The following is a 21930-nucleotide window of genomic DNA, read 5'->3' on the forward strand; positions in this document are numbered from 1 at the left end:
AGGTGCACCCACCCAGTAAGTATTCTCGTACGGCTCTTTGTCGTTTGTTCATGTTACAGCTCAGTTGCGGGCTGTAAACCTATTCTAGGACATGACAAGACGATGAGAATCACACTCGTCTATCCCCATCATCGAACCGTCGATTCTAACCTCCGCAGTCTATGCGATTAGTTAAAATTAAAATTGTAGGTTAGGCTGGGAATCGGCGCCCCGAAGATGCTTAACTGGTAGGGCTTGGTGGCCTGCCCCTCGGTTTGATAAAAGAGCGAGTAGACGTTCTTACGACCGTACAGATTGTAAACCGTAAAGTTCCAGTGCCCCTGCCAGCGTCGGTTTTTACGACTGGGGTTGTAGATATTCCAGGAAAAATCCAGTCGGTGATAAGCGGGCAACCGATTTTGATTCCGTTCGTCGTAATAGGGATACGTCCGGCGTTGATAGACAATGAAGCCTTCCGGACTGGTATAGGGGCGGCCCGAACTATAGGCGAAATTGAATGAAAAACTGTGGTGTTTCGTCTGGTTAAGAGTTAGGCTCACGTTTAGGCTGTGGGGGCGGTCGTAATTGGCTCGGTACCAGTTGCCTCCGTTGATCTGCTCCTGAAAGTTGACGCCAGTATTTACCTGATTTAAGGTGCGGGAATAGGTGTAGTTGATCCACCCCGTCAATTCGCCCTTTTTCTTGGAGATCATCACTTCCATCCCGTAAGCTTTACTTCGGCCAGCTAACAACTGGGTTTCGGGATAAGGCTGCAACAGAAAATCAGCCCCCGGTTTGTAGTCTAGGATATGCTGCGTACTTCGCCAGTAAACTTCCATCGAGAGCTCAAAAATGGTATTCGATGAGTTTCTAAAATAACCCGCTGACCATAACTGGCTCACCTGGGGCTGGATGTGCGTATCGGCGGTTTTCCAGCGGGCCGTTGGCAATGGTGTAGTTGTATTGGTAATCACCTGCAAATATTGTCGCATCAGGTTATACCCCAACTTAATCGATGAATTGGACGTCAGCGCGTAGCGCAGCCCCAATCGAGGCTCAAAACCACCGTACGATTTACTGACCTGGCCCGCTCCGTATACGGTAGAGTCAATTACCCGGCCAGCATCGGCTACTTCGCCGGTAGGATACCGGCGAACCACCGACGGGCCTAGATTCAAAAAATGGGAGTAGCGCAGTCCAGCCGATACAGCCAGTTGATCGGACAAACGGATCTCATCTTCGGCATGAATACCCAGTTCCAGCGCGTTTTCAATCGGTGTCCGCTGGTAATTGACCGCCGGACTGTTGCCTGGAATCAACTCGCCGGGGTTCAATCGATAATGCGTGGCGCTGATTCCAACCTCAAGCTTCTGGTTTTCTAACTGGTAGTTGAAATTCGATTTGAGCTGACGCTGGAGCAGTGCCTGTTTCAATACCACCTGGTTGTTGGTCGTGTCTTCGGTGGACAGGATGCGGGGAATATAGCGAGCGATGAGGGCCGTCGTCTGCACATTCACCCGACTGTTAATGGCGTGAAACCAGCGCACCATGCCATTGGCCGTTTGCTGGGCGTATTGCGTATTCACCGCATTCACGTTGGCCAGACTGCCCACCAGATCCGTCTGAAAAAGATCCTGGCTATAATAGCCCATAGCGGTTATGGTGTTACGGTCATGCACTCGCCAGAACAACTTAGCCGTTGCATCGCCGAACTTGGCCCGAATGTTGTCAAAGCGGGGCGAAACGGCCCGTAACAGAAAATCATTAAATGCCCCCCGGCCCGAGACCAGCAAGGATACCTTCCCTGCGATGAGGGGTGTCTCAACGGTGAATCGGTTGGCTACTAGACTAACCCCTCCGCTCATCCGCAACTGGGTAAGGCTGGGGTTACGCAGGCTGATATCGAGTACCGACGCGGCCCGCCCCCCATACCGGGCGGGCACGTTGCCCTTATACAGGTCCAGCCCGCTAACGGCATCTGCCGGAAAGACCGAAAAGAGCCCAAACATGTGTGTAGGGTTAAAAATAGGCGTATCATCCAACAGGATCAGGTTTTGATCCGTTGTGCCGCCCCGGATGTTGAGGCCATTGGCCGCTTCGCCTACACTGGTCACTCCGGGCAGCATCTGCAGACCGCGCAGAATGTCAACCTCTCCTAGGGCCGCGGGTATTTTTTTAAGCGTTGAAATGTTGATTTGACTCACTCCCAGCAGGGGCTGACGAACGGTTCGATCATAGCCCTTGCTGGTCACGACAACTTCTTCCAACTGACTCGATATGGACGAAAGTCGGACGTTTACTGTGGTGTTTTCGCGCAGGTAAAGGGTAGTTCGGTAGGGCTGGTAGCCCACGCTGCGAATGACAACGACATGCTTTCCGGAAGGTAAGCTAACTAAAAACTGTCCTTGATCATTGGTGTAGGTGCCTTTGCCAATTTTTTCGTAGTCGATCAGTATGGTGGCACCAGGCAACTCCCGACCCGTAGCCGAATCGCGGACGATGCCACTAAGCGATAGGAGTCCATTGCGGCCGGTAAGCTCTTGCGGTGCTTTATTAACTGTTATCGCTTCGGTAGGCCGGTTTGGTACAGGGAGGGCGCTAGGTATCACCCTATTAGGCGGGGTCACAGACTGCTGAGATTGAGCCACTATCCGCTTTTGTAAGTAGCCTTGCCTATTTAACCAGTCTCTCCATTGGTTCAGCCAGCTATCAGATACAGGATAGGATAAAGAGATACCAGTGGGTTGGCTGTTCGGGGCGTAATTATGCAACTCTGCTGACCGGCCCGCCCGTAGCCATTGCTGGTATAACTGGGCGGTCTGGATCGCCACCTGGCTAGCCTTGTCCCCTGCCGCCCCCGATAAAGTGGCAATAAACAGGGCGGGAGCATCGGCCGGAACCGACTCAGCGGATAAGGTACCCACTTCCGCCTGAAGAAGGCTCACAAAGTTGGGGTAGGTTATTTCTGTTCGGTTATACACCAGCTGCAGAGCCAGCGTTCCACCCGTTGAGACGCCCAACACGCCAATCTGATCCGGTCTGATACTGAATTCAGCTGCGTGTTGGCGCAGGTAGCCGAGGGCTTGTTTGCCGTCAGCAAGGGCCGTTGATAGCGCATTCAGCGAATCTTGTGGGCTCAACGCTGCAGTTGACAAGGAGTCTTGATTTGTTCTATACGGCAAGACAAAAACCGTTATCCCCAATGCGGTTAGTTGGGCGGCCAAATCCCTGCTTTCCTGATCCATTGACCGAGTAGTTAATCCAATCTTCGGAAACACAAGCACGGCTATACCCGTTGCCAGCGCTGAATCTGGCCGAAAAACCGCTAGCCGAGGTATAGATGCCAGCGTCAATACGTTATTATTTCCCGGGCTGCCCGATATAACGTTTTCGGTTCCGATCCGGTTAGTGGAGCCAGGTGCTTTGCTTCCGGGTGGTGGCATCACATATTGCGCCCAGCTGATGTGGTTGGCAAGTATAATTAGCCCAAGAACGAATACAATATATTTCATCACGGATTTTAAGTGAATTTCGCCTTTTAGCTTTCGATGGACGAGCAGCAATAGGCTTAGTGATACCTACAGATCAAGCCAAATAGTAGGCATAGAGACATGGGACCAGGGAAGACAAAGGTTGTGGTTTTAGGAGGCCCATGGAATTACTTAGAAAAGGCTTTGTATGGCTGGTGGTCAGTACGCCAATTTATCGTCATTCCGAAATTCGTGTTGAGTTACGTATCGCCAGGTACAATAGAATAGACTAAATATCCACATCGTATACCCATTGAGCCGCCCTGTTTGTAAACTTTTCTTGCCATCACGTTTCTTGGACCAACAATGCTTCGGTCATTACGATCAATCTCGCCAGCCAGCGGGCCTATTGGGGGTGCGACTATCACTAGCAACACACACAGCAAGGGGAGGCCGGTTACCTAAGGCAGGCTCATTGATAGGGTCATGGCCGTTGAGGGCTTGAAATAATCCGGGGGCCGTACCCGTCGCATCACTTCGGCTTAACCAATACCGAACGGAAGAAACACCGGATACGGTGAAGAAGCCAACTACAGGTTCATTTCGTTGCGCCACATTTTGCACGTTACCAACTAACAGCGCGGGCTGACCTGCCGCCACCCCTCCGGTTTTCTGGGTCTGGTCGTTCAGTCGTTGCAGGTAATCGTAGGCTTGTTTGGTTAATGAGCTTTGCCTTATCTCAACCAGACTGTGCTCTTTGGAATACAGCGGTACCCGGCCAACAAGTAACCCTTTGACTGGATTTCCGTTACTGAACTGATCGCTGAATAACACCAGGTTGTTACTGTAGATAATTTCCCAGCAGGCCGTTCGGCAGTTGTAATCATAATTGGGGAAGGAAGCATTTAACGTATTATTGATGCAGTCTTCGAGTAGGTTGCCCTGAGTATCCCGGATCTGGTAGAGGCCCTGGTTGCAAGAGCGGCACCACGGCTGGCGCTCCCAATCAATCCATTCCCAGCGGTAATAATTGGGTTGGTCGGCCGGGTCCGCAAAATCTACATAGAAATCATGGGCGGCCGAGTAGCTGTTATTCAAGCGCTCGGTTGCGCGTAGGCTGGTAGGGTTAAACAGGGCACGAACTTGCCCGATCGGTGCCACGGGCAGGAGCAGCTCCGGAGTGGATTCGTATTGAGTGCCATCTGATAAAGTAAACCTGAGTTGATAAATGTGACCCGCTCGCCCCTTGAAGTCAGCGGGTAGCTGATAGCGGCCATCGGTAGTTTCTGTCGCTTTCACTACGTCTAGGGAATCAACTACGATTTGTACGTTCGCCTTGGTGACGGGTACATAGCCGAATCGACCAGTAAGCAAGTCGGATTGAGAGCGATTAAGCCGAATCACTTGGGTCTCGGCTTGATCGGTGATGGTGCCATCAACAATTAAGACATTCAGCGAACTATTGAAGGTTGATTCAACCGGATCCACACAACTAAGCAAGCTTAATCCAAGGATCAAGCAAAGTAATAACTTCACTGGAGTTGAGTACATACTGAGCTAAAAATAACCAATGCTGTAAAGCCGCAATGTAACCATAACCTACTTCCGTTTGTCTCTTTCTAGGCAAGGCGCACCAGAATTTTAAGTATTGTTTGGCTATTATGGGTTTATCCGTTGCTATAAGGGCGGTCCGCTAGCTAGTCAAATAGCACCGAGAATACAAATCAGCAGGTTACTAGTAAGCGACCAGCCTCCCCGCATAAAAAAGTTTTTCTATGATAAACGAGGGAAGTGAGAGGAGTACCGGCTACGCTTACTTGTTCATTAGCTGATGTTGCTCAATCAAAGCAAGGGCTTTTGCCAAGTCCAGGTCATTACGTGTTGCAACCGATTGTGGTGTATTTCGAACAGGGTAGTCGGGTTGTAAGCCATGACCATCTACCGTATTGCGGGAGGCAGAAACAAGGCGCATCCAGGGAAACTGGAGTACCAGTTTAGAGTGAGGTAGCGTCAGCTTGTTGTTTGTTCCTCCTCCGCAGCCCAGTTCCGTCCCACCTGTTTCACGACCAATGAAGACTGCCTTTCGACATTGTGCTTTCAAGGCAGCCGCGAAGTTTGCCCCATTTGAGAACGTCCCGCCATCAATTAACACATAAACGTTACCTCGAAAACGGTAAGCCTGAGCAACTGGCTGATAGCCGGTTAGCTTGCCCATCTCCGGTGAAAACTCGAACTCGTACTCCGTTCCGATCCGGCGACCTGGCTTAAACGTAGCAAAATAACTTCGGGTAAGCTCAGGGTCGAAGTGGGCAGAGAAGCGATTCTTGCCGGGATTAGCCACTTTAGCCGTCACACGCTGAAGAAACACGTAACTGGAGTCGGCCAGGTACGACAACAGCTTATTGATGATTCGAGCGTCTCCGCCGTGGTTTCGGCGGATGTCGAGCACCAGATGCTTGATCTGTTTCTTATCGATTTGTTGGAACGCCTGTTCGTAAAATGCTTCATCACCATATTCGAGTCCGTTAACGGAGAGGATAGCCGTCGCGGAGTCAGGCATGAACCGCACATCTAGGTAACTCCGTTTATGCACTTCTGCCTGTTCCTGAGCTAGCTTTTCTGCTTCGGCAGGTGATTGTTCTAATGTAGGCTTTGGCGTAATAACTGGCTTTGTTGGCACTGTGATGTTTAGGGTACGTACTGAGCCATTCAGGTCTCGTATCTGAAGAGTATATGGACCTTTCCAGCCGTAAATAGTCCCGCAAACGTCCTCAAAGAAATCGTATTCGTTCAGGAAAAACTCGTTCCAGGTTAGGTTATAGCCGTCGCCGTTCCAGCTATTTATGCCTGCCTGAATAAGGTCGGCGCTCATCACTCCGTTAATACGAAGCAACTCATCGCCAACGCGTAGTGTTGAATCTGTTGACTGGTTGCTGACTATCCACGCACGATTACCCTGCACAAACACATCGAAAGGTAAGTGCACCGCTTTGGGGCGGTTCGGTGATTGACGGTAAGCGGTCGAGTGTTCTAATTGTGTATGACCGCAGCGGATTTGACGAATAACCGGATACAGTAGGTTCATAAATTCCGTTTCGGTCATTGGTCGCTTAATTGATGCGTAGGCACGGTCAAACACCGTATTTAGGGAACCCTTGGGCGTATACTGGTATAAGCCTGGGTGAAGCTCTTCCAGCACTTGTCGCATAAATTGAAAATCAGCGCGTAGGGCCGCGACCGGAATTTTACGAAGCGGGTCAACATCTGCTTTCTTAGGCTGAGCAACTAACCAGAAGCAAACGAATAGGGTGTAGGCAAGGGTAAAAAAAGCGCTGCGTATCATAAAAAGTGAGCAAATCCGGTAAAAGTTACACGTTGCCTTGATGCGATGGATGCTAACAATCCATGAATAAAAATAGCTGGTATTAGCCACATATTATACAATGCATATTAATCAATACGCGCAATTGAATTTTTGGCTTTATATAGACAAAATGCCTTAGTTGTTGTAACATTAAGCTGTTTTTTGCCTAATAATATTTGGCTTGAGAATAGTTCTGTTTACTCTTTATCCTGTTCTATTTTATCATAAATGATGAAGCATTATACCGTAGCTGCATTGATTGCACCGCTGTTGATAGGTACCACTTCTTTAGCCCAGGCACAAGCTGAAAAACCTGTAGCCATCGACAAGCGGTACGAAACCGAAATTCAGAATCTGGCAAAACGTCCGGCTGTCCAAAGTGCGTTCAAGACGTTCGTCGATATGGAGCCGCAAACCAAACAGGACCTCATTAGCCTAACGGAAACACCCGCACCGCCATTCAAGGAGCAGGTGCGGGCTAAAAAGTATGCCGATATGATGAAAGCCGCCGGTGCCGATTCGGTCTGGCTCGATGACGTGAGCAACGTACTGGCGCTGCGTCGGGGCAAAGGCGGTAAGAAAACCGTGGTGGTTGAAGCGCACCTGGACACCGTTTTTCCAGAAGGTACCGACGTAAAGGTCAAACAAAAAGGCGATACTTTATACGCGCCCGGTATTGGCGATGACACCCGCGGCCTGACGACCGTGCTGGAGGTGTTGAAAGTGATGGAAAAGCACGGTATCGAAACCGATGCCGACGTACTGTTTGTCGGTGCCGTAGGCGAGGAAGGGCTGGGCGATCTGCGGGGCGTAAAGAACCTGTTTAAACCGAATGGTCCGAAGATTGACTCGTATATTGCCGTGGACGGTGACGGGATCAACGAGATTACCCACCGTGGCTTGGGCTCGCACCGGTACCGCATTACGTACAAAGGACCGGGCGGCCACTCGTACGGCGCGTTTGGTATCGTGAATCCTCATGGTGCATTAGGCAAAGCCATTTATTACTTTACCCAGGAGGCCGATAAATTTACCCGCGAAGGGATCAAAACAACGTATAGCGTGAGCGTGATCAGTGGCGGAACATCGGTAAATGCCATCCCGTACGAATCATGGATGGAGGTGGACATGCGGTCAGAGAGTCCCGAAAAGTTGAATGGCATCGACAAATTGCTTCAGGCTGCTGTGCAACGGGCATTGAAGGAAGAAAACCAGATCAAGCGTTCGGGACCAGACCTGACGGTTGACGTAAAACAGGTAGGCGACCGACCATCGGGACGTATTGAACCAACCGTGCCGCTGGTTCAGCGCGCCATGGCCGTTGCTAAGTTCATGAATGTTGAACCTCGTTTGAGTGTCGGCTCAACTAATGCCAACACCCCCATTGCGAAGGGCGTACCGGCTGTGACCATTGGCAGCGGGGGCAAAGGTGGCAACGAGCACTCGTTGAACGAATGGTGGCTGAACGATAAAGGCTACTTAGGGATGCAACGCGTCCTGCTGGTTCTGCTGGCCGAAGCAGGTATGAAATAAGAATGGGGATCGACCCCATTCTTACTCCGTTCGTAAACTCTTGACCGGGTTGGCCATAGCGGCTTTCAAACTTTGGAAACCGATCGTCAGAACGGCAATGCCAACGGCCAGGCAGCCAGTGGCGGCAAAGACCCACCAGCTTATGTCAACCTTGTACGCAAAGGCTTGTAGCCAGCGGTGGGTAGCATACCACGCCAGGGGAGAAGCAATCGCGATGGCGATGATGACTAGTTTAACAAAGTCTTTGCTCAGTAACCCCACAATGCTACTAACTGAAGCACCAAGTACTTTCCGGACACCAATTTCCTTCGTGCGTTGCTCGGCGGTGAAGGCGGCTAAGCCAAATAAGCCCAGGCAGGAAATCAAGATGGCAAGCCCCGAGAAGTAGAGGACGATCTGGCCCGTTCGTTGTTCCCGACGGTATTGTTTATCCAGCTCCTGATCGACAAAGCCATATTGAAGCGGTGCTTCTTTCTCATATTGTTTGTATAATCGTGAGATGGCCTGAATCGCCTGTTGCGCCTGGCCAGCACGTGTTTTAACCAACATTTGAAAATAGGGATTGTCTGGGGCATACCGGAAAATGAAAGGCTCAATCGCTACGTTGAGCGGCCGGAAATGAAAGTCCCGGACAACACCCGCAATCCGACCTTTAGTACCCCAAAACTCCACGCGTTTACCGATAGCGCTTTCGGCTGTGTACCCCATGCGCCGGGCGGCTGTTTCATTGATTAGATACGTAGCGCTCGTATCCTTCGCTGATTTTTCCCTAAAATTGGCGCCCCGCTCTAACTTCATGCCGACTGTCGACAGAAAGTCGGGGTCGACGTTCATTTGCGTAATCAGAAATTCGTCTTTCGGCTGCTGGCCCTCCCAGTTAATGTTGGACGAGTTCCCCACGTCAACCAATGTAGCCGTCGTGGCGGCAGCAGCTTCAATAGCGCTTTGCCGCAGCAGTTCCTTCTTGAAATCAATCACTTTTCCGCGTAAGGCACCCCCCATACCAACATACAGCAACTGCGACTTGTCGAATCCGAGATTTTTCCGCTGCATGTACTGCAGTTGGTTGTAAATAAACGCGGTGCAGATAATCAGCGCTATTGAGAACGTAAACTGACCCACAACCAGCGCCTGACGGAATGCTTGGCGGTACGTGTGCTTGGCGTTGCCAAATACGCCTTTCAACACGCTAGTCGGCTGAAACGATGACAACAGGAAAGCAGGGTACAGCCCTGATAATAAACCAACGAAAAGTGTTAACCCCATAAGGACTGACCAGAAGGGAAACGCTGTAAAATCGAGCGTGAGATTCTTGCCGGACAGTTGGTTAAAAACTGGCATCAGGGCATTGGCAAACAGCAAGGCGACGAGTATGGCCAAGCCTGTTAACAGGAATGACTCACCCAGAAACTGGAAAATGAGATGCTGCCGATTGGCGCCAATAGTTTTCCGAACGCCTACTTCTTTGGCTCGTCGGGTCGAGCGGGCAGTCGAGAGATTGATAAAATTAACGCAGGCGATCAGCAGCACAATCAAACCAACGGTGCTGAACAGCTTCACGTAGAAAATATCACTATGCTTTCCCCAGTCGGTGTTGAAGGCAAAGTTCGAATACAGATGAATATCAATGAGGGGTTGAAGCGCAAGTGTTGTTTCTGTCTTTCCATAGCGCATATACTGCCCTTTTATCTTCTGGCCGAAGCTCGCAGGATCGGTGCTGGGCGTCACCTGCACATACGTGTGATAGTTGTTACTACCCCAGGCGTATCCCCACTTGTCGAACAACTCTACGTTTTTAAATGAAAGCAGCATGTCGAACTGTAAGTGTGAATTAGCAGGTATATCTTGCAAGACGCCTACAACCTGATAATCGCGCTCATTATTCAGCCGTAGCGTAGCGCCTATCACCTTTGGGTTCTGCTGCCAGTTCGTACCGAAATATTTGCGGGCGGTGCTTTCGGTCAAGAGTAGTTCATCGGGTCGGGTCAATGCCGTAGCTCCGTTGCCACGTATCAACGGAAAGTCGAACATTTGGAGCAGACCATTATCAGCGAAGAACAAGTTGCCCTCTTCAAAAACTTGTTTGCCGTACTTCATCAAGCCGCTCCATTTGCCGATACGTCCCACCTGAACGACTTCCGGAAAGTCGGCTTTAATGGTGGGAGCCAGGGGACCAGGGGTTACAGCTACATCGTAGATTTCGCCCGCTTGTGGCTGCTTTTCAACGACGCGATAAATGGTGTCGGCGTGGCGATGGAATCGGTCGAACGTCCACTCGTCATAAACGTAGAGCGCAATCAGCAGGCAACAGGCGATGCCCATGGCCAGCCCACCAATGTTGAGCAGGCTGTACATGGACGATCGCCAAAGGTTGCGCAGGGCGATTTTGAGGTAGCTGTAGAGCATCGTAGCGAATAATTAACTCATGGTCAATAGCTTCTTCTGCTTTACCCAATCGTCGCGCTTCACGAACGTAACGGGCACAAAGTCGTCGGTTGGCGAACCAATGTAATAGAGCTGCCAGTCCTGATCGTAGTCGGCCAGATGCTGCCGGATACAATCCACGCGGTCGAAGGTTGGAATGGTGCAGTCGCCCCAGTAGAACAGTTCCACGCGGTAGTGCAGCGCTTGTTTCTGCCCGTTGATGGTTACTTCGATTTCGATGTCCTGCTTGCCCGGCAGGTTGGGGATGGGAATAGCGATGTGTGCCATGGTTATTTAGGAATATGGTTTTGAAAAGGGGAAACGGGAGAAAGGAGAAGAGAGGGACGAGTGGGATAACGATGTTCATTCCCGTTTTCCTTCCTCCCTCTCTTCTTCTCTTGCATTTATTCTGCTCGTAAGCTTCGAACCGGATTCATCAACGCGGCTTTCACGCTTTGGAAACTAACCGTCAGTAAGGCGATTAACAGCACGGCTACGAACGGCAGCACAAACAGCCACCAGTGTAAATCTGTTCGGAACGCGTAACTCTCAATCCATTGCGTAATGGCGTACCAGGCCAGCGGTGTGGCTACAACGAATGCGACCAGAATCAGGACGGCAAATTCTTTGTATAACATTCGTACAATTTCGGGTACCGAAGCGCCCAACACCTTCCGGATACCAATCTCTTTTGTGCGCTGGGCCGTAGTGAATGAGGCTAATCCAAACAAACCCAAACAGGCCACCAGAATAGCCAGCGCCGTGAATAAGCCGAATACTTGTCCAAATCGTTGGTCCGCGCGGTACTGATCGGCAAAATGCTGATCCAGAAAGAAGTATTCGAACGGGTTGCCGGGGAAGAACTGGTTCCAGGCTCCCTGAATCGTTGCAATGGTTTTGTTCGCTTCGCCGGGAGCCATTTTTACCGAGAAAAAGCCACGCACATCCGGAATCAACCGGAGAACGAGCGGCTCATAAGCCTCCCGCAGGGATTGCTGGTGGAAGTTGTCGACAACCCCGACAAGCTTGTACGTTTCGCCCCAGAAATCAATATCCTTACCGATGGCCTGCTCGGGGTTGGTAAAGCCCAGCTGCTGGAGTCCCATTTTATTGAAAATAACAGCCTTGGGGTCCGTGCCGAACTCTTTCGCGAAGTTTCGGCCCGCCAGCAGTTTCAGGTTATACGCTTTCAGGTAATCGTAATCAACGCCGATAACCCGGTACTGCGTCCCCTTCGATTCGTCCGTTCCCTTCAGGCGAATACCACCCGCATTCCAGCCCACAGGTTCGCCCGGAATTGAGGTTGACGCGGTGATGCTACGGATGTCTGATTGCCGCTGAAGCTCTTCCTTAAACGCTTTCATCTGCCGCATATAGGTCGAATCGTTGCCAACAATTGGGGGCTTGATCACCAGTGTCTGGTCGATGTTGAGGCCCAGCGTTTGCGCCCGCATAAACTGGATCTGCCGGAAAACGGCCAACGTACCGACCAGCAGGAAGAGCGAAGCGGCAAACTGAAAGACGACCAGTGATTTACGTAGGGCAATGCCCTGCCGTGTGTTGACCATCTGGCCTTTGAGCACAACCACCGGCCGGAAACCCGACAGCACGAAGGCGGGATATAAACCCGACAGGAAAACACCCACAACGAACAAACCAAGCAGGGCTGCCCAGAACCGACCGCTGCTTAGTAAGGACAGCGTCATCTGCTGTCCCGACAGCTCATTGAAGAGGGGTAACGTAACAACCACCAGCACCAAGGCCAGGACGACGGCGATACCATTGAGCAGAGCTGATTCGAACAAGAACTGCTTGATTAACTGTGGGCGCTGCGAACCAACGGCTTTTCGGACGCCTACTTCCTTAGCCCGGTTAATGGCCCGCGCCGTAGCCAGGTTTACGTAGTTCACCCAGGCAATGACCACGATGAAAAAGGCAATCGCCAGCAGAAGGTAAACGGTTTTGCCATCCCCGTTAGGTTCGGTTTCACCGATGTAATGCGAATACAGGTGAATGTCGCGCAGGGGCTGGAGCAGATAGACAGCCGCCGAGTTGTAGCGCTTGTGTTCCGCTCCCGCCAGCTTGTCAACTACGGTCGGAAACTTGGCTTCGAGAGCTTTAGGGTTTGTTCCGGGACGTAACAGCAGGTAGGTTAGGCAACCATCCCACTGCCAGGCGGTTTCCGGGCTGTTGTCAGGACCGAGGTCTTTGACAAACGTAGCGTAGGACGTTAATAAATCGGCTTTGAAATGCGAATTAGCCGGGAAGTCTTTGCACATGCCCGTCACTTTCATGTTCCGTTCGCGGTTGAACTGTATCGTTTTACCCAGTACCTGCGTGCTGCCGAACAGCTTCCGGGCGATCGATTCTGAAAGAACAACGGTGTTGGGCTCCGTCAACGCAGTACGTATGTCTCCGGCTAGTAGCGGATACGAAAACACGGTAAAGAACGCTGGACTGGCGTAATACACCGTTTCGATCTTAACCTGCTCGTGCCCCGGTACGTCGGCTACGACCGAGCGCGTCCGGGCAATTTTAACGTAGTCTTCAATTTCACTAAACGCGTCCTTAAACGAGTTACCCACTGCATACGCGCCTGATGCCCATTCGGTACTAAGCTTGCCGTCGTTGTAGCGGTCCTGTTTGACGCGGTAAATCCGGTCGCCTTTTGTATTGAAGTCGTCGTAGCTCAGTTCATAGGCAACGTACTGTAGAATGAGCAGACAGGCCGCTACCCCGATGGCGAGTCCTAGAATATTGATCGCTGAAAAGGCTTTGTTGCGGCTAAGGTTCCGCCAGGCGATTTTAAAATAGTTGCGTAACATAGAGTCATAGAGGGATGAGAGGAAATAAAGGAGGAAGGGTGGGAGAAAAGAGAAAGGACGAATGGGATACCGATTTTCATGCCTGGTTCCTTTCTTCCCCTTCTTCCGTTATTCTGTTTTAAGACTTTTGACCGGATTCATCAACGCGGCTGACACACTTTGGAAGCTGACGGTTAGGAGAGCTATGCCTGCGGCCAGTAGACCCGCCAGGGCAAACATCCACCATTCGATATCAACTTTATAAGCGAAATCCTGGAGCCAGCGATTCATGGCGTACCAGGCAATGGGCGAGGCAATGACAATCGAGATAAAGACCAGTTTCAGGAAGTCTTTTGAGAGCAGCGCCACAATGCTGCCCACCGATGCGCCCAACACTTTCCGAACACCAATCTCCTTGGTACGCTGTTCGGTCATGTAGGTGGCCAAACCAAACAAGCCCAGGCAGGCAATAAAAATGGCAAGAGCCGAGGCTAAGGTGAATACCTTTCCGTATTGCTGCTCAGTTTCGTATTGCTTATTATAATTCTCGTCGACGAAATAAAACTCAAACGGATTGCCGGGGTAAGCGGCTTTGTAAAGTCGCTCCAGTTCGCTCAGTTTACGTTGAATACTACCCTGCGCTGGGTCGGTTGTGAGTTGGACGGTCAAGCTAGCCGGGCCATGACGACGAGGCATAAAGATGACTGGGTCGATGGCTTTGTGTAAGCCCTGGTGATTATAATCTTTCACGACACCAACGATTTCATAAGGCTGTCCCCATTTGATCACCTGCCCGGCGGCCTGAGCGGGCGATGCGAAGCCCAGCTGCCGGGCTGCCGTCTCATTGATCATTAGTTTGGCACTTTTCTCCCACTCCAATTCAGCTTCCTGGGTAGTGAAATTACGCCCAGCTATTAGCTTTAAGCCGTACGTTTTCAGGTAGCGGTCGTCCACGATACCCATGGAATAATTTTTATTTTCGTCTCCGGGACGCGGATTTTGTCTGGTAATGCCACCAGCTCCGAAGCTATAAAAATTACCCGGCACCACCCCCTGGCAGAAGCTCTTGATATAAGGCAGTTGGGCCAGTTGGTTCTCCAGTACAGTTGCCCGCGAAGCAAGCAGCCTGTCATCACCGATCTGTGGACTTTGAATCACAACACGTTGGTCGAGCTGAACACCCAGGTCTTTGTTTTGCATGTACTGCAACTGCCGATACAGCACCAGCGTCGACACAACTAAGGCTACCGATGCACTAAACTGAGCTACGACCAGCGTTTTACGTAGAAGCCCACCCCGGTTTGTGCGAAATGTACCTTTCAGGGTCTGAATCGGTTGAAACGATGTCATGGCAAACGCTACGTATCCACCCGATGCTAAGGAGCCGACAATCAGCAGGAGTAGCCCGGTTAGCCACCCACCAGTGTTAACCAACGTACTAAGGCTTAATTCTTTTTTGACAAATTCATTAAATACATCCTGTAGAGAAGCAATTAGTAACAGGGCAACTACAAAACCGATGAGGTTGAGCAGAAGTGACTCGCCCAGAAACTGCCCGATTAGCTGTGCCTTACCCGCCCCGACGACCTTCCGAACCCCCACCTCTTTCGCCCGCTTCAAGGCACCAGCTGTTGACAGGTTGATGTAATTGAACCAGGCAATGAGTAAGATGAGTCCGGCAATACCACTTAACAGATACACGAAACCCAAGCTGCCACTCGTGCGGTATGGATCGTTCAATGAGGATGCCAGATGCATATTGGCCGCTGGCTGGAGTAAAAACTGGTTGTCTTCCTGGGGGTCACGTTTCTTCGCCAGATCGTCGAACTTAGCTTCGAGCACTTTATAATCTGTCTCTTCGCGTAGTTGTAAGAAGGTCGTAAGGTAAGTGCCGTCAAAACCGTCGAGCCGGGCCCAGGTGTTGCCGTTTAGGTTCGCTGGGTTAGCCAGTGTTTGCAGCGAAAGAACTGCATCGAACTGCATATCGGAATTGGCAGGCATATCAGCATACACGGCCGTAACGGTATAGAGTGTCTTCCCGAATTGATTGTTTACCGTCAGTGATTGACCAATGGCTCGCTCATTACCGAAATACTTACGGGCGTGGGACTGCGATATAGCGATTGTGTTCGGTTGAGTGAGAGCCGAAGCCGCGGTTCCCTGCACCAGCGGAAATGTGAAAAGATTAAAAAAGCTAGCGTCAGCGTAAGCCAGACGATTTTCCCGAAACGTTTGCTGCGATTGGTCCTTTTTCTGATCTCCTACCGTGATAATGCCATTGGCCGAATTGTCAGCGATGCGGCAGAAGTCGCGTACGTCTGGAAACTCCTGTTTTATCAAAGGTGCCACGGCCGGAGCCATAGAGGTATAAAATCCCTCTTCCGGGTCGTGACCCATGACCCGGTACAGTGTCGGCAGATTATTGTGAAAGGTATTAACGCTTCGTTCAAAGGCGACATACTCCAGAATCAGACCAAAAGCGGCAATACCAAGGCCCAGACCCGCGATGTTAATCAGCGAGAATACCCGGTTCTTCCGCAGGTTGCGAAAGGTAATTTTGAGATACGACTGGAGCATAGGAGTGAAGAGAAGGGAATGGGAAGAAAGGGAGGAAGTAGAGTTGATAAATCTTTTAACCCTTTCGTTCCTTCCTCTATTCTCCTTATTCGGTTTTAAGACTTTTGACCGGATTCATCAATGCGGCTTTCATACTCTGAATACTCACCGTCAATATCGCGACCAACGTACCGAGCAGCCCGACTACCACGAACATCCACCACTCAATCTCGATCTTATAGGAGAAGTCCTTCAGCCACTGGTTCATCGCATACCAGGCAATGGGCGAGGCAATGACAATGGCAATCAGAATCAGTTTCAAGAAATCGCGCGACAGTAGGGAGACCAGGCTCGGCACCGATGCGCCCAGCACTTTGCGTACGCCAATCTCTTTGGTTCGGCGTTCGATCATGAACGTAGCCAAGCCCCATAAGCCCAGGCAGCAAATGACCAGAGCCAGCCCGGCAAATACACGTAGCAGCGTGAACTGGCGTTCTTCGTCTTCGTATTGTTCCTGTAAGCTTTGCTCCAGGAACTTAGCGTCAAATAAGTTATCGGGGTAAAACTTATGCCAAACCTGTTCGACAGAGGCCAGCGTTTTAGCGTAGTTCTGAGTTTGTAAGTTGAGGCCCACCGATCGATAGAAATACGGGAAGTTCATCATCACCATCGGTTGTATCGGGTTGCGTAAAGAGCTCGTGTGGAAGTCTTTAACCACCCCAATAATCTCAGCCGTAATGTCGTTGAGTCCAATGTGTATTTTCCGGCCTAATGCCTGCTCGGGCTGGGCCAGCCCCATCGCCTTCACTGCATTTTGATTGACAACGAATACGTAACGCCGGTCTTTTTCCGCAACCGTACTGGCGATGGCTAACGTATCGTGGTGGTCCAGAAAGCGTCCGGCTAGTAGCTTCAAACCATATGTTTTCAAATAATCAGCGTCGACAAGCTTCAGCGAGATACCCACTTGTTTGTCTTGATTGGCCGGGTCGGGGTGCATATTGGTGCCGAAATTACTATCGGACGTCGGAGCACCCAGCGCGAACGAAAGCTGCCGAACACCGGGAATCTGCCGAAGCTCCTGACCAAGAGCCGCCAGATTGTTGGGTTCAGGTACCGAAACGGTCACCAGCGCATTATGCTGAAAGCCCAGGTCTTTCTGTCGGAAGTAGGTCATCTGCTGATAGATGACCAGAACCCCAACTGCCAATACGAGCGAAATCGTGAACTGAAACACCACCAGTCCCTGCCGTAACCATGCTTGTCCACTCCGCCCTGGTTCCGACTGCGTTTTCAAAACTTTTATGGGTTTAAACCGCGCCAGAAAGAAAGCAGGATATGTACCCGCCAAAACCGTTGTCAGCAACGCGAGTGCGGCAATAAACAGTAATGACTCGTTCCAGCGAAAACCGATCTGTTTTTGCATGAAATCATTAACGGCAGGCAAAACGGAGTAGGTCAACGTCAAGGCGAGTGCGGCCGAAACTGCCGACAGCCAGAACGCTTCGCTGAGAAACTGGCTGATCAACTGAGACTGTGTAGCGCCAACTACCTTGCGGACGCCCACCTCGCGTGAGCGGGTCATGGCCCGGGCCGTCGACATGTTGATGAAGTTAACGCAGGCAATCAGCAACACAAACAGGCCAATGGCAGCGAATACGTAGAGATACGTCGGCGATATGGCTTGGGCAAACCGGGTGCCTTCAAACTCCGGATTCGTATGGATGTCGTGCAGGGGCTGGAGAACCAATTCGTGTTTTTCCCCCTGTTCCCGGGCAAAATACTTTTTGCTGGCGGTTGCTAAGCGGGCTGCATAATCGGTCGGCGCGTGGCCAGTTGGCAGCAAGGCAAAAACGGAACCGCCCGAACGTAACCCCCAGTGATCAATTCCCAGCTCAAAATAGGTTTTCATGGTGGGGAAAGACACGATCAGGCTGGATGCCAGGTTCGACTGCGACGGCATATCGTGCATGATGCCCGCTACTTGTACCGTGGTTTTACCATCCAGTTTGAACGTTTTGCCAATGGCAGGTGCGCCCCCAAAATAGTTACGGGCCGTACTTTCGCTCAAAATAGCCTGGTTAGGCTGTTTCAGTATTTCCCGGCCATTGCCAGACACCATGTCGATGTCAAACACATCGAGCAGTTCAGGTTCGGCAAACAAGACGTTCTTCTCACGGATAATTTTCTCCCGCGATAGCGTGATGTTTATATTTTCATCGGCATGAACACGCGTTATTTTAGCCCAATCGCTAAAGTCGTTACGTAACGCCAGGGCTAACGGATAGGGCGTAATGCCCGATCGTTCGGTTCCGTCGCTCGTCGTAGTAATCTCGCTGACCCGATAAATCCGGTCGCCGAGATGGTGGTGCCGGTCATAGCTCAACTCATTGCGAATAAATAGTACAATGAGCAGGCAGGTCGTTAATCCCAGCGTCAGTCCCAGTACGTGAATACCCGTTGTAGTTGGGTGTTTGAGTAAACTTCGCCAGGCAATCTTCAGGTAATTACGTATCATAACCGATCGACGGAAAATGGTTCAACGACGAGATCTGTTAGATTCGCCCAAACGTCGTACCAGATTTGTAAGTTACTGTAAGTCAATATGTAAAGATTGGTGGACGTACGGATATGTCCGCAAACGGACGATCGTTCGGCCAGTTGCGGACAGGCGATTTGCCGAAAAAAAGCCAGCACTGCTTATCTTCCGGCGAATATATTCTTGGTCAACGTAATGAAAACAGAATTAGAGAAAATGCTCGATGGCGAATTGTACATCGCCAACGATCCGACACTGGTAGACATGCGGTACAAAGCGCGGACTTTGTTCGCCGAATTCAATCGAACGCCCTATGATGCCGAAGACCAACGGCAGGCAATCTTCAAACAGATTTTGGGCGGTTTCGGACAGGGGCTTAATATTCAGGCCCCATTTTACTGCGATTACGGTCCATTCATTACGTTCGGCGAAAATTGCTTCGTCAATTTCTGCACCTTTCAGGATTGTGCCCGAATTATCATTGGCGATAACCTGCAATGTGCGCCAAACGTACAACTCTACACCGCTTATCATCCTGTTATCGCGGCCGAACGGGACAAGGGCCCCGAACTGGCATCACCGATCACGATTGGCAATAGCGTCTGGCTAGGCGGTGGCGTTATCGTTTGCCCCGGCGTAACGATCGGCGACAACACAACCATTGGCGCGGGCAGCGTCGTTACCAGAGACATGCCAGCCAATGTATTCGCAGCGGGTAATCCCTGCCGTGTCATTCGGGAGTTGGTATAGAAGGAAAGAGGGGAGGAAGAGAGGGAAGAAGGGAATAAGGGGAAGAGAGGGGAGGAAGGAAAAGCAGAAAGAATTTTAATTCCTTTCGTCCCCTTAGTCCCTCTCTTCCCCTTCCTCCCCCTTATTCCATTCTCAAACTTTTCACTGGGTTCATCAACGCGGCTTTTACGCTTTGAAAGCTGACGGTTAGTATCGCAATGCTTGCGGCCAAAAGCCCTGCCAGGCCAAACACCCACCACTCCAGGTCGACATGGTAAGCAAAGTTTTGCAGCCACTGTTTTGTCAGATACCAGGCGATGGGTAACCCGATGCCGACAGCTATCAACACCAGCTTAATAAAATCTTTGGATAAGAGAGTCACTACGTTACCAACCGAGGCACCAAGCACTTTGCGCACCCCAATTTCTTTGGTACGGGCTTCGGCGGCAAAGGCCGCTAACCCAAACAAGCCTAAGCAGGCAATCAGCACGGCCAGCAGCGTGAAGGAAAGCAATACCTGCCCCTGTTTCTGTTCAGCTTTGTACTGCTGCGAAAAATTCTCATCGAGGAAATGAAACGACAGACTGGCCGCTGGATCGTAGGTGTGGTAGACCTGACTAATATAGGCCAGGGCTTCGGCGGTTTTTTCGGGCCGTATGCGTACGTAGAGGTTGTCCTTGTCAGCCGGGGCTGGCATCTGCAACACCAGCGGCTCGATTTTGTGCTGGAGCGAATAGGTATGAAAATCCCGAACTACCCCCACAACCCGTGCCTCGGCGGTTTGGTCTTTGCCGATATAGTAGTTTACCCGCTTACCGATCGGCTTCTGCCAGCCCATTTTTTTCACCAACGCTTCGTTGACGAGCACCGCACCGAGTGCATCGCTGGGAAACGAGGCCGAGAAGTTACGTCCCTGAACGAGCTTCAGCTCCAGCGTATTCAGGTAATCCGAATCGACAGAGAATTTCTGAACGACCTGGGTTGACGTTGGCATGGTGCCGTTTTGCTCGAAAAACATTCCGTTCGTACCGATATTGTTGTTACCGATCGGGTTCGACGCGGCCGCTACAGCTTCAATAAATGGGCTTTTGCGGAGTTGCTCTTTCAATGATTCCACCTGCTGGCGAGGTTTATCACTGTCCAGGTGAAAAGTCAGCACCTGGTCTTTATTAAAGCCGAGATTTTTGTGCTGCACATAATTCATTTGCCGGTAGATCATGGCTGAGCAGGCAATTAAGGCCACAGCGGCTACGAACTGGAAGACAACCAGCGACTGCCGGAGTTGAACCTTGCTGAACTGGCCCCCTAGCTGACCTTTCAGCGCCGTAACGGGTCGGAAACCCGATAGCAGCAAGGCCGGATAGAGACCACTACCAACGCCCAGCAATAGTGTAAACAGAACCACAATGGCCAGCGTCGTGCGTTGACCGTACTGCGTAAGTGAAAGCGAACGGTCCGCTAGTTCATTAAACCAGGGCAGAAGAATATTCGCCAGTAAGGCACCCAGCAGGCTCGCCAGGAAAGCCATCAGGAGCGACTCGGTCATGAACTGGCTAACAAGCTGAACCCGCCGGGAGCCGATAGCTTTGCGCACCCCAACTTCGCGCGTCCGGGTGATCGACCGGGCCGTGTACAGGTTTACGTAATTGATGCCTGCAATGAACAAGAGCAAAACCGCGATGATGGCGAACACCGAGACCGTGCGAGCATTGCCATTAAGGCCGATTTCATAGTCCAGGTGCGAGTGAAGATGGATTGATGTGAGGGGCTGAAGCTCCATGCGGTACGTAACCTCACCTATTTCTTTTCGTAGATATTTATCGTAGAAAGCAGGAAGTTTGGCTTCCAGCGCCTTGTAATCGCTGCCCTTTTTCAGCAGTACGTAGGTATAAAGTTCGAAATTCTGCCAGCCACTGGTGTAGTTGGCTGGCATCGAACGTAACGCGCTAAACCGAAAATGCGAACTGTTCGGTACGTCGTCAATGACCCCGGTAACGGTATTCACAAAATGATTGCTGAACTCGATGGGTTGGCCTACGGCTTTAGCTGCATCGCCAAACAGTTTTTCCGCCAGACTTTTGGTGAGAACAATACTTTGGGGCTGCGCTAGGGACGTAGCGGGATTGCCGTACAAAAACGGGAAGGTAAAGACATCGAACATGGTCTTGTCCGCGAAAAAGATGTCGTTCGCTTCAATTTTTTTGTCTTTATACGTAATCAGCCCGCCCCCTTCGGGTTGCATACGTACCGTTTCTTCAATTTCGGGGTACTCGTTTTGGAGGGCGCTGGCATACGGAGCGGAAGTAGGTGCCAGCTTTAGATCACCGCCCGGCCAGGTTGCGTAATGTACAACCCGAACGATCCGGTCAGCATTGGCGTGAAAACGATCGTAGCTAAGTTCGTGCGCGATGTATAGGCTCATCAGCCCAACGGCCGCCATGCCTACGCCCATGCCCACAATGTTCAGGGTGCTGAACAGCCGGTTCTTCCAGAGATTCCGTATTGCAATTTTTAGATAGTTGCGTAGCATAG

The 21930-nt window shown here is 51.0% G+C and carries 11 protein-coding genes; 2 read left to right on the forward strand and 9 right to left on the reverse strand.

Translation table 11 applies throughout. From position 1 onward, the window contains the following. Positions 1-167: 167 nt before the first annotated feature. From ACYVIY_RS00005 to ACYVIY_RS00015, 3 genes are all read right to left on the reverse strand, one after another. Complete coding sequence (locus ACYVIY_RS00005) at positions 168-3491, reverse strand: TonB-dependent receptor domain-containing protein (protein ID WP_460974181.1); 3324 nt, start codon at positions 3489-3491, stop codon at positions 168-170. Positions 3492-3833: 342 nt separating this feature from the next. Continuing rightward, positions 3834-4937 carry a DUF4249 domain-containing protein gene (locus tag ACYVIY_RS00010; protein WP_460974182.1) on the reverse strand — a complete coding sequence of 368 codons (1104 nt, stop codon included), beginning with the start codon at positions 4935-4937 and terminating at the stop codon, positions 3834-3836. 325 nt (positions 4938-5262) lie between these two features. Then, positions 5263-6792, reverse strand: a complete 1530-nt coding sequence (locus tag ACYVIY_RS00015; protein WP_460974183.1) for a S41 family peptidase — start codon at positions 6790-6792, stop codon at positions 5263-5265. Positions 6793-7044: 252 nt separating this feature from the next. Here ACYVIY_RS00015 and ACYVIY_RS00020 point away from each other — a divergent pair, with 252 nt between their 5' ends. Further along, complete coding sequence (locus ACYVIY_RS00020) at positions 7045-8346, forward strand: M20/M25/M40 family metallo-hydrolase (protein ID WP_460974184.1); 1302 nt, start codon at positions 7045-7047, stop codon at positions 8344-8346. Between the two features lie 21 nt (positions 8347-8367). Here ACYVIY_RS00020 and ACYVIY_RS00025 read toward each other — a convergent pair whose 3' ends face one another. From ACYVIY_RS00025 to ACYVIY_RS00045, 5 genes are all read right to left on the reverse strand, one after another. Next, positions 8368-10752, reverse strand: coding sequence for an ABC transporter permease (locus ACYVIY_RS00025; RefSeq protein WP_460974185.1), 2385 nt, complete (start codon positions 10750-10752; stop codon positions 8368-8370). A gap of 12 nt (positions 10753-10764) precedes the next feature. Beyond that, the gene (locus ACYVIY_RS00030) at positions 10765-11058 is read right to left on the reverse strand and encodes a hypothetical protein (protein ID WP_460974186.1); all 294 of its coding nucleotides are present in this window, start codon (positions 11056-11058) and stop codon (positions 10765-10767) included. 116 nt (positions 11059-11174) lie between these two features. Beyond that, complete coding sequence (locus tag ACYVIY_RS00035) at positions 11175-13595, reverse strand: ABC transporter permease (RefSeq protein ID WP_460974187.1); 2421 nt, start codon at positions 13593-13595, stop codon at positions 11175-11177. Between the two features lie 108 nt (positions 13596-13703). Then, positions 13704-16151 (reverse strand): ABC transporter permease, encoded by a 2448-nt coding sequence (locus ACYVIY_RS00040; RefSeq protein WP_460974188.1) that lies wholly within the window; start codon positions 16149-16151, stop codon positions 13704-13706. Positions 16152-16236: 85 nt separating this feature from the next. Next, a complete protein-coding gene (locus ACYVIY_RS00045; RefSeq protein WP_460974189.1) occupies positions 16237-18648 on the reverse strand; it encodes an ABC transporter permease in 2412 nt (803 codons plus the stop codon). A gap of 216 nt (positions 18649-18864) precedes the next feature. Here ACYVIY_RS00045 and ACYVIY_RS00050 point away from each other — a divergent pair, with 216 nt between their 5' ends. Next, on the forward strand, positions 18865-19419 hold the full coding sequence (locus ACYVIY_RS00050; protein WP_460974190.1) for a sugar O-acetyltransferase: 555 nt from the start codon (positions 18865-18867) through the stop codon (positions 19417-19419). Between the two features lie 121 nt (positions 19420-19540). Here the strand turns inward: ACYVIY_RS00050 and ACYVIY_RS00055 are convergent, their stop codons facing one another. Next, positions 19541-21928, reverse strand: coding sequence for an ABC transporter permease (locus ACYVIY_RS00055; protein WP_460974191.1), 2388 nt, complete (start codon positions 21926-21928; stop codon positions 19541-19543). Positions 21929-21930: the final 2 nt, after the last annotated feature.

The organism is Spirosoma knui (genome assembly GCF_054780635.1).

Excerpts from the sequence above, each read along its gene's own strand:
- ACYVIY_RS00005 (WP_460974181.1), bottom strand. The coding sequence starts at position 3,491 with ATGAAATATATTGTATTCGTTCTTGGGCTAATTATACTTGCCAACCAC.
- ACYVIY_RS00035 (WP_460974187.1), bottom strand. The coding sequence starts at position 13,595 with ATGTTACGCAACTATTTTAAAATCGCCTGGCGGAACCTTAGCCGCAAC.
- ACYVIY_RS00025 (WP_460974185.1), bottom strand. The coding sequence starts at position 10,752 with ATGCTCTACAGCTACCTCAAAATCGCCCTGCGCAACCTTTGGCGATCG.
- ACYVIY_RS00015 (WP_460974183.1), bottom strand. The coding sequence starts at position 6,792 with ATGATACGCAGCGCTTTTTTTACCCTTGCCTACACCCTATTCGTTTGC.
- ACYVIY_RS00050 (WP_460974190.1), top strand. The coding sequence starts at position 18,865 with ATGAAAACAGAATTAGAGAAAATGCTCGATGGCGAATTGTACATCGCC.
- ACYVIY_RS00020 (WP_460974184.1), top strand. The coding sequence starts at position 7,045 with ATGAAGCATTATACCGTAGCTGCATTGATTGCACCGCTGTTGATAGGT.
- ACYVIY_RS00030 (WP_460974186.1), bottom strand. The coding sequence starts at position 11,058 with ATGGCACACATCGCTATTCCCATCCCCAACCTGCCGGGCAAGCAGGAC.
- ACYVIY_RS00045 (WP_460974189.1), bottom strand. The coding sequence starts at position 18,648 with ATGATACGTAATTACCTGAAGATTGCCTGGCGAAGTTTACTCAAACAC.
- ACYVIY_RS00040 (WP_460974188.1), bottom strand. The coding sequence starts at position 16,151 with ATGCTCCAGTCGTATCTCAAAATTACCTTTCGCAACCTGCGGAAGAAC.
- ACYVIY_RS00055 (WP_460974191.1), bottom strand. The coding sequence starts at position 21,928 with ATGCTACGCAACTATCTAAAAATTGCAATACGGAATCTCTGGAAGAAC.